This window comes from Lentiprolixibacter aurantiacus (assembly GCF_026241225.1).
Lineage (GTDB): Bacteria > Bacteroidota > Bacteroidia > Flavobacteriales > Flavobacteriaceae > Lentiprolixibacter > Lentiprolixibacter aurantiacus.
The window spans coordinates 526,394-540,925 of the sequence record NZ_JAPFQP010000002.1; the positions used below are offsets into that span (position 1 = coordinate 526,394).

Sequence of the window (14,532 nt, forward strand, 5' to 3'; positions counted from 1 at the left end):
AAGAAAAGCCTAATCCCGTATCATCTCCAGCCAACTGGCCATGGAGTCCAAATAATCATCGTGTAGCTTGGCCCAATATGGAAAGTCTGTTTTCCCGGTATGGTGCATAGAATGATTTGCACCCTTCAGTATTACAAGCTTAAAATCTTCATTATTTGCTTTTTCAAGTGCTACGCTAATTAATTTATGGCTATTTGGCGGTATAATCTCGTCAGCCATCCCCTGAATAATCAATACAGGCTGTTTTATCTTTTCAAAATACGGCAATGGATTAAAGAGCAACTTCTCATCAATGGTTATCTCATCAAGGTTGGGAACCCACACCGAAGAAAACCAGGGAGCCGACTTTTTGGTTTGTATTGACTTCTCCAGATCAGCCCTTGAAACAGTCCCGGCTATATGTTGAAACACTTGTTTCTGAAACAAACTGGCTGCCTCAAGATTGTCTCCCAGAATTTCCCGGTTCCTGTTCTTCCAATAGTTCAGATCACTCTCCAGCAAAGAGCTGCCTGGGCAACTAACAGCAATACCAAAACGGAGTTCTTCTAATTCTCCCAGAATTTTGGGCACCTTGGTTGCTCCCTGGCTACTTCCCTTAATTCCAATTTGCGATATAGGAATATTGGTCTTTTTGGTAAAATATTTAATAGCATTGACATCGTCCATTACCAGTTCATCCATCGTTGCCGTATACCAATCACCTTGTGAAATACCGGTCCCTCTTTTGTCATAATGAAAGGTCGTATAACCTTTTTGGGCAAAATAGATAGCTTCGGCCCTAGAGCCACTCCGATCTCCCGGACCAGAGGAAGTAACAAAAACAAGAGCTTTATTATTAGCATTTCCAGGTTTCCATATGGTTCCAGACAATAGCAGCCCATTGGATTGAAATACGATATCCTGAGATTGAACTTTATGGGCTTCAGCATCCAATTCCTTCTTTAGGTTATAATTAACCGTTAGCGTGTCTACAGTCAAAGACCCTGTTAGAGAAGCCTCTTTAGCATGCCATTTGTTCTTAAAGGTGTAGGTGTACTGGTCGCTTTGTAAAATGAAGTTAATGGAATCTCCTATGCTCACAACATTTCTTGCGGGTATCTGAATAGCGTTTTGTTCCAGACTGGAGAATGATACTCGCCAGGCCGTAGAATCTTTATCTATTTCAAAAGAAATATTATCGCTGAAGTTGCCATAATTAAAATCTCCTGTGAATTTTCCCTCTATATCTTTGGTGTTTTCGGTACCTGAGCAAGATAGCAGGAGTATTGAAGCTAAAAGTAATCCGAATAGCTTTTTCATATTTCCAGTAGTTTTACCAGTGTATTTACCATTATTATAAATTTAGCATAAGCTCGCCTGGTGATTGAATCTTTATCTATAATAGACTGTTTGTAGTACTGCTTGTTACGTAATTTAACAATCCATTATTAATTAAAGGTTCGTTTTAACCCTCTCGTCCCCCCAACTAAAAAAGCTTCCCATTTATCAGGAAGCTTTTTCTTTTTTTAAAGAGTTAAGTTCTAAAATTTTAATTGCTCATCCTTATCCCAAAGACCCCAATAGGCACCTACATCTCCTTCGGCTCCAACTTTCCAGGATTCATCGAAAGAGGAGAAGTAGAAGATCTCAATATCGTCTTCCTGGGCCCACTTCATCATATTCATGAAATACTTCAGGTAATTTTCATAGGATGGATACGCTCCCTCCAGGCTGGTACCCTGACTGGGCCATCCGGTTTCTGAAATAATTACTTTCTTACCGTTTCCTGCACGTAAGGCCCGCTGGTACATATCTTTGATGTAAAGCAGGGAATAATCCATATCGCAGCCTTCCCAGAAAGGATAGCAGTTTGCAAGGATCACATCACAGGCATCCGCAATTCGGGGTCGTTCAGCAAACTCGTAATAAGCATCTACGTAGGCCACAGGCACATCTACATTAATTCCGTCTTTAACTTGTTGGATAAAGTCCAGTAACTGGTCTTCATTCAAATCGCCCCGCAGCATAACCTCATTCCCCACCGCGGCGATATCCACATAGCCCTGGTTGGTTATTTCAATCAGGTTTTTGATTTCGTTTGCATTGATCTCAGGGTCGTCTCCAAGCCAGGCACCGGCCATGGATTTGATACCAAATTCCCTTGCTATCCTGGGAATTTCTTCGTTTCCTTCCGTACAGGAAAACGAACGTATCCAATCCGTATAGGGTGCAATGATCTCCATGCGCCTTCTAATTTGTTCCTCAGAGATTTGATCTCCAGGTTTCTGGCCCTCTTCATAGGGGCTAAAACACAGGCCATGCATTCCTTCCTCAAGGATCTCGCGTGCTAATTTTTGCAAATCCTTTTTAGACATCCCGGCATAATCTAGTGCCGCAAGTGCCAATCGTTTTTCTTTTCTTATGTAGGACATAAGTGTTCCTTTTTAATCGTTTCTATTAATCTATTTTTCAATCTCTGCTTATAGCTCCCCACGACGGGCTATCAGCGCTTCTTTAATTTCACGAGCCCGTTCTTCATTAAGGCTGTATTTCCACATTACCAGGATAGCAATACCCGCAGTTACCGCCGGGATTACAATATCTGCGATCCTTAAATTGGTCATGGTTTCCAGGGTCTGCGTTTCCGCATCTGAAATAAATCCTACCATTTTCAAGACCAGACCTCCAAGTACCAATGCCAGGGCCTGACCTAATTTTACCATCCACCAGTAAATAGCGCCAAAAGTACCTTCTTTTCTCGGCATTCCGTTCTCCAATTCATCTAAATCGCACACATCAGCCGTCATACTCATCATCAAAGTAAACAGGCCTCCCAATCCAAATGCGATCAGTGGTATGGGGATAAATATGAGCCATGGTGCCCCCTGGCTGGTATCAATGCTAAACCAAGACATCCCAACACTTTCCAGGAACGGATTCATCCACTCAAATAAGGATCCCACTCCATTATTCAAGGCCTGACCTACTGAGGTTTCATTGAACTGGGCGTTTAATGAATTATCAAATCCCCACCATTTTAACAAGTAACCGATAATAGAAAGTACCGTTGAAATAATAAATGCCTTGCGCTTTCCCCATTTATTTGACATCCAGGAGATAATGGGTATTACTACAAAGGCTGTCAATACTGCTGTAATGGTGGAGAACCATGCCGGCCATGTACCGGCCATACCGTAATCACCGTTAAACATGTAGAAAACAATGATATAAACGCTGAATGCTGCCACCATCTGGAATCCATTAAAAACAAGGAAGGTGGCTCCACAAAGCTTCATAAAAGGTTTGTTTTTAGATACCTGAACGATTCCTTTAAACAGGTCTTTCAAATTGGAGGCCAAAGATTTTAGGTTGATCTCTTTCCTGTTTTCCATATGGGAAGAATCAATACCCTTACAGAAAATTGCGGGAAGAACACCCAGTACAATACATACTCCTGCAACTATCATTGAAAGTTGCCTGACCCCAACCGCCTGATCTGCAAAGATATCGGGATCGGCAATGATCACCCAGAACCATGGCACTATCATCCAGGCAACCTGCCCTATAGTGTTCGCAAAAGCCATCAGGCGTGTACGTTCGTTGTAGTCAGAGGTCATTTCATAGCCCAATCCAACGAGCGGGGTAGCATACATTGTATTACCAATCAGGAAAATCAGCGACAGGATCAGGAAATACCAGAAATTATAGGTTTGCCCATTCTCTGCATCCAGTTGCCATAAAAGGGCGAACAAGATACCACTGGCAATTGCTCCAAGGAATATATACGGCCTCCTTCTCCCCCATTTGGATTTGGTATTGTCCGAGATGAATCCCATTATGGGATCCGTAATGGCATCAAATATTCTGGGTAAGCCCCCAAGTAGTCCTGCCAGGAAAGGGTCCATTCCAAACGCGGTAAGCAGGAAGAACATAAAAAACCCTAAGGCCCCCGGTAAGAGGTTCAGGACAAAATGTCCAGCTCCAAATGCCGCCTTTTGGGTAATAGGCACCTTATCTTTTGCTGCGGTTTTGTAAGTTGACATAATTTTTGAGTATTAATTAGTTGGTATTCGTTTTAGTCTTGTAGCCAGGTATGATCAGGGTTTGAAGGGCCTGGCCACTAATTTGAATCGTATCTGTGTTTTCCCCTCCCAATGCCAGGGAAACTTGTTTGGATTCCTCGTCCTGATTCAGCATCACCACTATAATGGAACCGTCGGGGTTTTGAGCCGCCGTAACCATCAATGAATCCTCCGCATGCTCAAATCCGATCCTTACGGCACCGGGACGTATGTATTTGCTGAAATGGGCCATGGTATAGTACAGGGGTGTAAAATACACCTCATCCTGATCCGGATCAACGATTACCGGAGCCACACACCAGTTTTTAAACCAGTTGGGGCCGCCCTGCTTATCGAGTACCATATTCCAGTCTATCCAGCCATCTACCCAGTTATTAAGGCATCCAATAATATCCCTGGCATATCGATATACCGGTACATATTTGGGGTGCAGGTGCTTATCCTGCTCCGGAGCCCAGTCCCAACCCCAGTCGGTTGCTTCCTTAGACCAGTACCACTGATCGTCCTGCCATTTTGGAACTTCGGCATCCACACAGGCTTCGGATTGGATCAGGTGCTTATCCGGTGCCGCTGCATGGGCCGCCTGCAGGTTTTCGGGAAACCAGTCGAATGTACTGGCATACCAGTGTACTGCTGTCCCGTCAAAATATTTTCGGGAAAGTTCATCCTGAAACATGGTATCTACCCATTCTTTAAGCTCTTCCCCCCTGTTCTGGTCGTACCCAAGCACCTTAACATCATGACCATCCGCCTCTAAACGTGGGCCCAGGTGGTTTTTTACAAAATCAGTCATTTCCTGGGGGGTATAATGCATACTTTCCCAGTTGTTATCATTCCCCAGGGGCTCGTTCTCAACGGTAAAGCCCCAGATATCTATACCCTCAGCCTTGTATGCATCTATGTATTTAGAAAAGAACAGGGCCCAGGTATCGTAATATTCCGGCAATAGTTTGCCGCCACGCCAATCTTTGTTGTCCTTCATCCAGGGCGGTGCGGTCCAGGGAGAAGCCATAATCTTAAATCCATCTTCGGACACTTCCATAGCTTCCCTGATCATGGGGATGATATCGTCCAGGTCCTCCTCTATGGAAAAATGGGTAAGATCCAGATCCCCTTCCACGGGGGCATAGGAATAATTGCTCACCGAGAAGTCGCAGGAATTCATATGCGTCCTTGTAAGGGAATATCTGGCACCATCCGACCCGAAATAGGCATTAATAATTTTCTTTCGGTTTTCTGGCCCTAATTTATTGAGCAAGTAAGCCGAAGCTTCTGTAAAAGAACCTCCAAAACCGGTAATGGTCTGGAATTTCTCTTGTGGAAGCAACTTTATCGGTAAAACCTTCTCGCCTGCCTCTACTGCGGTAACCGGAGTCATTTTATTACCCCCGGCGGAAGTTTCATAAACCTCAACGGTTAATTTTTTTTCGGGTGTACTACAAGCCACAAGTGTCAAAATCAATAGTATTATTAGTTTGCTGGTTATGTTTTTCATTTTCCCCCGAATTTATTCTAATGATGTGCCATGGTATGCTCCTGCTGTGTGGGTGGCACCAGCACATCTTTCATAAGCTTCTCTTTTTTACCATTATAGGTTTTGGTAATCGGATTGCCATCTCGGGTAAGGCCTTTGAAAACTCCCTGGTCCACCAGGTCCCACAACGCATACTTTGCTTTCCCATCTACCGTAAATAGGCCAAAGTGGTTTTCAGAACCTTTTTTGTTGTGGGCGTCTTTCCACTTCTCGTCAAAAGCCTCAAAATAGAAACAGGAAATACCATTGGCATTGGTCCATTCGCGCATATGCTTGTAATAGAGCGCTTCTTTATATTCATCTGTAGCTTTGGAACCCTCAGGGCCGTAATATCCACTGGAAACCGTAGCCCAGCCCGTTTCACCAATATGTATCGGTTTATCAACGCCCAGACTCTTCACATAATTCACCACGGAATCATACTTGGAAATGGCTGTTTCCCTGGCACGTATCATTGCAGCCTCTATTTTCTGAATATCAGACAATCCCTGCTCTTCTTCAGGAACCCACCAGAACTCGGGAACATAATGTGAATAGTGATAGGGATAGGTGTGCATTGAAATATAATCTACCGCTTTTACCAGCCTTGCCAGGTCTTCCGTATGGTACATAGGGTCTCCCCCGCCCCAGGATGCAAAATCATCAGAGCTGGTTATCCATAGATCCCCGGGTAATTTGCCGGCCTTCTTTAAATCTTGCAGACGGTTTACCCATTTGAGGATTACTTTTGGCTGCACATAATAAGCTTCTGCCCATTTAACCATGGCTTCATTACCAACCGCAAGCACTTTTACAATATCCGGGTACTTATTTGCAAGGGCAATGGCCCTGTTTATTTCCCCTTCATTCTGCTCGCTTTCGAGGTTATGGTCGGGTACCTGGCCTGTCCAGGCATTCAGGCAATCGATCCATGCGCCCAGCATCACATACATTTCAAATTCAGGGTCCGCCTGTTTAAGCTCGCTAATCGCCTTCAGGATATTGGAGGCATGCGGAAGTTGCACGTTATAGGTGCGTAGCACTTTAATCCCCATGGCAGACATAATCTTCATATCTTCCTTCAGCTCATCCAGGGTGGGTTGTATTTCACGGGTATTGGCCCGGTAGCCCCCATAGGAGATGGCTAAATATTCCGGATTTCCTAATATATCTTTCGCAGTCACTTCTTTGTCTGTTTGGGTTATGTCCTTGGCATCCTCTTTTTGTCCTTCTTTACATGTAACCATTACTAGCAGAACTACAGCCGTCAGTAATATGGTTTTTAATGTTTTCATAATCGACTCTAATTTTGTTCCATGCAGCGCTTCGGCTTATTTTGATCCCCATACCCGTTTGCAATAGTTAACTTTTTTGATATTCCAATCCAAAACCGATTGGAAAAAGCGGTTCAGGCTTTTTCTGCCAGAAATTGGGTCCGTATTTATTTTCATAATCTACTTCTGATTCCGGCCAGGAATGCGGGAGCTTACCGGTAAAATTGTAGTCTCCAAAAAGCACATCGGCAACCCCCCTGCCCTCAGACCCGGGCAACCAGGCTGCGATAAAGGCATCTGCCATTTCCAGCTCTTCCGTAACCACCAGGGGTCTTCCAGACATTAAAACCACAACCGTGGGTATTCCCTGGGCTACATAATGTGATATATAATTTTTATGTTCCCGGGTTAAGGTTAACTGGCAATCACTCTCCTCATGCCCAACATCCCCAAAGAATTCTGCGTAAGGTTTTTCACCCACGCAGATTATGGCAACATCGGCATCCGGATGCTTGTCAACACCAGCCACGTCATAAACCACTTCGCCGTATGCCGCCTCACGAATTCCGTCAATTATGGTACTGGCGCCCTGATAATTTTCAGTAGAACCCTGCCAGTTAATTGTCCATCCACCGGACTGTAGTCCGGAGTTATCTGCATGTTCGCCCACCACAACAATTCGTTTTATCTTCTTGTCCAGCGGAAGCAAGTTAGCCTTATTCTTTAGCAGGACCAGGGATTCCCGGACCGCCTGCCGGGCTACTTCCCTGTGGCTATCACATCCTATACTTGCAATTAAATCAGAATCCGGAAAAGGATTTTCAAATAAGCCCAGACGGAACTTCTGCCTGAGAATCCTCCTGACCGCATCATCTATACGTTCCATAGGTACTTCTCCTGAACTGATCCCCTGATTCAATACCTGGTGAAACTCCTGCAGGTCCCCATCAACCGCCATAACCATATCTACCCCTGCATTGATAATGTCGTTCTGGCCATATTTAGAATAACCTTTCCAATCGGACACGACAATACCATCAAACTTCAATGTTTGTTTCAGGAGATCTGTAATCATGGCCTTATTGGCATGCATGGGTATCCCATCTAATGTATTGAAGGAAGTCATCACAGAACCTACCCCACTTTTCACTGCTTCCTCATAGGGCGGGAGTAATCGTTCCTCCACATGTTTGGGTGTAAGGGAGGTTTCGCCCCCTTCTACCCCATACTCGGTAGACCCGTCGCCTATAAAGTGCTTTACGGTTGCCATAACGGTACCCTTGTCCGAAAGTATACCCTGATGCCCTGTTACGGAAGCCCTGGTAAGCTTGGTAGTAAGGGCCGTACTTTCCGAAAAGGCTTCATAAACGCGCCCCCATTTTTCGTTATAAGGTATGGCTACACAGGGAGAAAAAACCCAGTTGAATCCGGTGGCCTGAGCCTCTTTGGCGGTAATTGCGGCAGCCTTTTCTACAAGCCTGGCATTTCCCGTGGCACCCAGCCCGATATTATGCGGGAAGATGGTGGCCCCCTCATAGGTGTTCTGACCATGAATGGCATCGACCCCAAAGAGCAAAGGAATTCCCATTCGGGTTGAAAGGGCAATTTCCTGGAGTTCCCTGAATCGAGCCTGCCATTCCGCAGCATTATGACCGGGTGTAGGCCCTTGCGTATGGATAATTGAACCAATATGCTTCCGGGCTACATCTTCATCATCAATATCATCAAAATGGCGTACCTGCGTCATCTGACCTATCTTTTCTTTGAGGGTCATTTTGGCTAGCAGCGCCTCAACTTTACGTTCTATTTGCAAATCTTCTCTTATTTCAGTACGCATAATTCCTGCGTGGCTTAAGATTAGAATACAGGTTAGTATCTAACCGTTTGCTTTTACCTCAACCTTCCTTCTTTGAGGTAAATTTTAATCAAATTAATTTCTCCTGTTCTTTCAAAAAGTTTCCTGCTGTTTTCAGTGTCGAGTTCCAGAGAATCGCTGTTAGTTTCGGAACCATCACTAAAACTAATCTCCATGCCTTCCTCATCTGCTATCTTGTAGATTACCGGTACCTGGCAATAGGTAAAGCATATGGAACCGGGTTCCAATTGCAATTCAACCTGCTCTCTTCCAAGATTTACATAGGTGAAAGCCTTTTGCTCCTTGAGAAATTCATTTTTCCTCAGGAGGCAGGGATCGAAACACAGTTTTCCGTTTCTGATAAACACACCCAATTCCCCGAACCGGCTCAGTATATCTTCCTTGACCTGGCCCGTCATACCGGGTTGCTGGGCACCCTTACCCTCCGGTGTGTGTGAATAAGGATCGGTGGAAAAAGCTCCATATAATTCGGGCGACTTATGTACACCAATTCCTTCATTGATCTCATAATAGTGCTCAAGTAACTTTCCAACAATTACAGGATCTGCTTCTTCTTCAATGGCAGTTAAACAGACTTCCTGTACGGCCAGGAGCAATTTAGATACCATATGCCAGTAAATGGACCCCAGGCCTTCATAGCCAAAGAATGTACCCGATCTTCCCGTGAACGCCTTGTGGTTGAATACAGATTCGAAGGCCTTTAAAACTCCTTGCTTTTCCTGTTCGTTGAGGGAAGCAATACCTGAAGCGTCCAGTGTATTTAAGGCCTCCTTAAGATCATTTGCATTTTTAAAGTTACCATTGAAATGAACCTTGTTATCTATATCTTTTTTAACTATTTGAGCATTTCCTTTTGCTAATAGTTCCTTTAAAAGTCCCGACTGTTCAATGATTTCGTCCGGGATGGTATTCTTCTCCGCAAAAAGTGGTAAATTTTTATTTGGATAAAGCAAGTAACTATACTGATCCGGACGGAATAACGCACTGTTTTTAAGTCCGTCCAAAAGGTCCAGTGCCTCTTCAGAGGTCAAGGCTCCTGAACTCAGGGCAGCTACCTGACCTTCCAGCATTTCACTGAGGTAGGATATGGATACTTCTTCCTCATTTTCCACCGTCATAAGGTTATAGGCATGGTACAAACGGTCTTCCCTCCTGTTTGCCTTAATGGCGTGTTCGCAATACTGCATGCTTACATAAACAAAGGACTTTAAATCAGAAAGGCTGATTGCCTGCTTCTCTCCGGAGAATGCACTGCTGTAGATCTTCTTGCGATAATCACTTCCGGCCTGTCCCAGGCCATCCAGTATTGTTTTCCGTTCATTATCACTGATCGAACCTTCCAGGGCAGACTGATTCTCCTCAAGTGTGGCTACAACGCCCTTGAAAAATGCTGCTAATTCTTTGGAAACGGCTACTTCTTCGGCCTTTGAATTATCAAATAAATCGTTCAGGAAATTCAGGAACCTTCTCAGGTAATACAGCGTAACCATTGAAACTCCATTACCCACCAAAGCGTTGTTGGCGTCGTTCCATTCAGGCCGCTGGGTGTTCATCCAGATACCGCCTTCAGGAATAAAATTGGATATCTTGGCCAATACAGTGGCAAGTATCTTTTCAACGAAATTTACGCGATAGATATCATTGGATGCACTGTAGATCAAAGCACCATCTGCTCCCAACTCTGCCCTTTTCCTTCGTATCTGATGATCCAGGGACTCATCGAATTCGATAGTATCCTTAGGATCTTTAAGCAAATCTTCATAGGCTTTGATCTTGTAGGGTACATTGGCATACACAAAGAGATCCTGGTCAAAATAACTCTCCAGCCTTCCGGGCGCAAGGTCTTCCGCAAATTCGAGGAATTTGAGCAGATAGATGAGTTGGTGATCTCCCCAATAGCCGATATAGGACCATGGATCATCAGGTTCTATGGTCTCCCAGTCGAACCCATCTTTGGTTACCCTGTAAGGGTTATAGCCGTCAAAGGTGGTGGCGTTCAGGAATTTATGGATCATGCTTTCAATAAATTCCGGGTAAGAAAGTGCAAGAGCCTCCCAGTTCTGGAATATATCGCGCCAGTTTCCCTCGTAATCCAGTATTTTGGAACCGTCTACCTCGTCTCGCGTATTGATTGAGAAAACATTCCAGGGCCTACTGGGGTCTCCGTGCCTCCTGCTGAATTTCAAAGGCATGTATTCCAGGCATAGACGTTTGAAGTTATTATCGTCTGCACCTGCCGATAAGGCTTTAAGCCGGGATAAAGAAAATACTTCCGGAAGTGCATCAACGGCTTTTTCAAATTGACTGAATACTTCCAGGTTGGCCTTGCGCAGGTATTTCTTAAAATCCCATTTTTCAATATTATAATTGTCATCAAAGATCCCACCCCTCATAATATTGAAAAGGGTATTGGAAAAATGCCGTGTATCCCTCAGTTGATCACGGGTGTACTGTAAACCATCTGAAGAAGCATTTAGCATGATGAGTCGTTGTGTACCCAAATCTATGTCTTCTTCCAGCTTTTGGAGGAGCTGACCGTCTTCTTCAATGGATTTTGAGAGTTCTGCTATGGCCGAATGGTCCTGGTTTACGTTGGCCACAATGGTCCATTTCTTTTCATCCCCGGAGTCCAGAGTCATTTCCTTATGCAGGAGGTAGGCTCCCTTCTCTGCTTTTACATCGGTTTCTCCATGTACCGGTTTACCTTTTCTGAATGTGTTCAGCTGAAGTGATGACAAGAGGTGGGTTGGATTTTCCATTCCCAGCGACCAGGCGACATTGGCCTTCAGTGCCTCACTTGGCTCAGCCTTATCCACAATTATCGCGCTAAGGGCAAAGATCCCAAGTCCTGAACTTTTTAGGAGTTCGGTCCTTTTGTAGGCGTCAACCAGGTTACTCTGCCTGTTCTGCAGATCGCTCCCCACACCGTAGGGCAATACATTCTGGATACCGTCAATCAGGCTGATTTCCAATTGTGCATCCCCATTATTCCGCAATGAAGATTTCCTTACAAAACCGTAAACGTTGCTGGAGTTCCATTCATAGCTGAAGGTAAGCCCCAGGTCGTGATTGATCTCTTCAAAGAGGATCTTATTCCCGTAAATGCTTTTATAGAGGTTACGTGTAATATTATAAACACCGTATAATCGCTCGGAAAAAGGTTCCCATAAAGCGGTTTCACCATTGGTTTTTACCCGTAAAATGGTCTTGCTCCCGGTTACCTCTGTAGATTCTGTAATCTTGTCATCCGTATAATAGGGAAAGAGCGAAAACTGAGCGTTTTTTCTACCTGCCGTCAGTCCACCGTTGCTGGAAATAAACATCCAGTGATTGGAATCGCTTACAATGCTCATAAAAAATGGACGCAATGAATCGCTATTCGAAATTTTATAAAATACATCGTCCCCAATATGGACACGGGTTAGTTCTGAACTATTTGTGTTTTTTTCTTCCATGAGTTTTAACTCAACTTCTTGGTTAGTTGTTTTCAAGGTCTTATCAATAATTCCTCTACCTGCTCCAGGGATTTGCCCTTGGTTTCTATCACGTAGCGGTAGACAAATAAGATCGCAATAAACGACAAGAGGGCGTAAAGCGCAAAAGTAGTTGTTGGGCCCAGGTTGGTAAGTTCCCAGGGAAATATCTGCGTTACCGAGAAACTCACCAGGGAATTGAAGAACCCGACTACCGAAATCGCAATCCCTTTGATCTTTGTTGGGAATATTTCCGAAATAAGGGTCCACATCACGGGGCCCAGGGAAATAGCAAAGGCAGCTACATAGAGCAGTATGGCGACCAGTACAAGCGTTGCATTTACGCTGATAAAATTGGTGATCTGATTGCGTTTAAAATCCAGGAATGAGGCATTATCCAGTTTGCCTTCAAGCGCTTCGAAAAGTTCAGACTGACTGCTAAAAGTGTTCCCGTCCAGATAATCCAGCTTATCCCTAAGTTCAACGTTTTCTATTTTATTTAAGGTTGATTGATCAAAAGTATAGGTTGCATTGTTAAAGGCCAGGGTTGCTAGTAACAGGGCTATGGTCATGCAAGTGGTTCCAATCAGCAATAAGGGTTTCCTGCCAAGCCTGTCTATCAGCCAGATGGCAACCAGGGTAAATACAAGGTTGGTAAGGCCTACAACAATGGCCTGTAAAAAGGAAGAATCTGTACTTCCGCCTGCCTGTTCAAATATGGTTGGAGCGTAATAGAAGATGGCATTGATCCCTGTGATCTGCTGGAAAAATGCTACCCCAAGGGCAATGGTCATTATGGTCCCATACTTACTTTGAAAAAGATCAGCAAGTCTGCCTTTCTTTTCTTTTTTGGCAAGGCCTCCTTGAATTTCTGCTACCGTAGCTTCTGCATAGGCCTCACCGCCTATTTTAGCAGTAATGCTACGGGCCAGATCTACCTTGTTGAATTTCAGGATAAGCCACCTGGGGCTTTTGGGCACGGTGAAAAGAGAAAGGAAGTAAATTAGTGCCGGAATGGCTTCTACCCCAAGCATCCAGCGCCAGCTATCCTCACCCAGGTTAACCAGGAAGTAATTGGAAAAGTAGGCTACTGAAATACCGATTACAATATTCAGCTGGTTAAAGGAAACCAGGCTTCCCCTTAGTTTTGGCGGGGCAATTTCGGCAATGTAAATGGGAGCTATCAAAATGGCGCCCCCGATACCCACGCCTCCAATGATCCGGGCAATGATAAACTCGGTATATCCGGTTGCCAGGGCCGACCAGGAGGCAGAAATAGCAAATAATGCCGCTACAACAATCAATACCGATTTACGGCCAAAGCGGTCTGCCATGGGTCCGGCCAGGAGGTTTCCGGCCATGGCACCGAAGATCACACAGCCTACTGCAAAGCCGAGCATGGCATCGGTCATTTCAAAATATACCGTAATTCCCCTTACGGCTCCCGAAATTACCGCACTGTCAAATCCTAAAAGGAACCCTCCCAAAGCCACAATAAGGCTGATCAGGACGGTATAGGATTTGTTCATTTTTATTGCTATATCATGCTTTTCCATAGGTATTTGATTAAAATACCAATATAGCGCTATTATTAACTTTATTAATAAAGGCCAAGAATAATGAGTTTCTTAAAATGCTCTTCTTAATAAGAACATGTTAACAGCAGAGATAAGTATCTCTGCCATTAACATGCTATTTAAATTTAATTACGGATTAAGCGTTACTGAAACATTATCAATATTCATAGTAACGCTGCAGCCAGTTACTCCAGCTCCACATACTGTTTCTATCAGGAATGAAATTCCATCTGTCACATCAGTACCGCCAGGAATTGTAAAGGTACCCGTATATGTTGTCCATGTATTCTCCAATACTGGTCCAGGGGTAAGTACTTGAGTGAAAGAAACACCAGTGGCTCCTTCACCAAAAAGAAGCACATTAACAGCAGCTCCAGGTTGAACAATAGATCCAATGTGGTCAAATTGAACCTGAACTACATCTCCTGCTGCAACAGTTCCTGCGCCGATCCTTTCTTGCTTGAAAGCCGGATTTCCACCAGATTCACCAACGGTAAGTTTACCAGACCATGTACCGCCATTACTTAAGGTGTTGTCCAATGCAGCTGTTCCTCCATTCTGGAAGACAAACCAGCCGGTCTCATCGCCCGTTTCAAAATCACCATTAGAGGCCAGATTACTGCCGGTACCACCGCTACCGACCGTATAGAAAAATACATTATCTACAAAGATAGTCGCCTCTACCCCATCACCCAGAACGTCAAAGATGATCTGGTTGATCGTTGGGTTGTCCGGTAACGGTCCTTCAGCGCCGGCTG

The 14,532-nt window shown here is 44.5% G+C and carries 9 protein-coding genes; all 9 read right to left on the minus strand.

Annotated elements, in window-relative coordinates:
• Positions 1–9: 9 nt before the first annotated feature.
• The gene (locus OO016_RS09435; protein WP_266012917.1) at positions 10–1,299 is read right to left on the minus strand and encodes an alpha/beta hydrolase family protein; all 1,290 of its coding nucleotides are present in this window, start codon (positions 1,297–1,299) and stop codon (positions 10–12) included.
• 221 nt (positions 1,300–1,520) lie between these two features.
• Positions 1,521–2,411: a glycoside hydrolase family 17 protein gene (locus tag OO016_RS09440; RefSeq protein WP_266012919.1), complete on the minus strand. Its 891-nt coding sequence runs from the start codon at positions 2,409–2,411 to the stop codon at positions 1,521–1,523.
• Positions 2,412–2,459: 48 nt separating this feature from the next.
• Positions 2,460–4,022, minus strand: a complete 1,563-nt coding sequence (locus OO016_RS09445; protein WP_266012922.1) for an MFS transporter — start codon at positions 4,020–4,022, stop codon at positions 2,460–2,462.
• Between the two features lie 16 nt (positions 4,023–4,038).
• The gene (locus tag OO016_RS09450; RefSeq protein ID WP_266012925.1) at positions 4,039–5,556 is read right to left on the minus strand and encodes a glycoside hydrolase family 30 protein; all 1,518 of its coding nucleotides are present in this window, start codon (positions 5,554–5,556) and stop codon (positions 4,039–4,041) included.
• A gap of 17 nt (positions 5,557–5,573) precedes the next feature.
• Positions 5,574–6,869, minus strand: coding sequence for a glycosyl hydrolase family 17 protein (locus tag OO016_RS09455; protein ID WP_266012928.1), 1,296 nt, complete (start codon positions 6,867–6,869; stop codon positions 5,574–5,576).
• Between the two features lie 67 nt (positions 6,870–6,936).
• The gene (locus OO016_RS09460; protein ID WP_266012931.1) at positions 6,937–8,685 is read right to left on the minus strand and encodes a glycoside hydrolase family 3 protein; all 1,749 of its coding nucleotides are present in this window, start codon (positions 8,683–8,685) and stop codon (positions 6,937–6,939) included.
• A 53-nt stretch (positions 8,686–8,738) separates the two neighbouring features.
• Positions 8,739–12,179 (minus strand): 1,3-beta-D-glucan phosphorylase, GH149 family, encoded by a 3,441-nt coding sequence (locus OO016_RS09465; RefSeq protein WP_266012934.1) that lies wholly within the window; start codon positions 12,177–12,179, stop codon positions 8,739–8,741.
• A 32-nt stretch (positions 12,180–12,211) separates the two neighbouring features.
• Positions 12,212–13,753, minus strand: a complete 1,542-nt coding sequence (locus OO016_RS09470; protein ID WP_266012937.1) for a sugar porter family MFS transporter — start codon at positions 13,751–13,753, stop codon at positions 12,212–12,214.
• 150 nt (positions 13,754–13,903) lie between these two features.
• Positions 13,904–14,532: carbohydrate binding domain-containing protein (locus OO016_RS09475; RefSeq protein ID WP_266012940.1), on the minus strand; the 629-nt coding region annotated here is incomplete at its 5' end.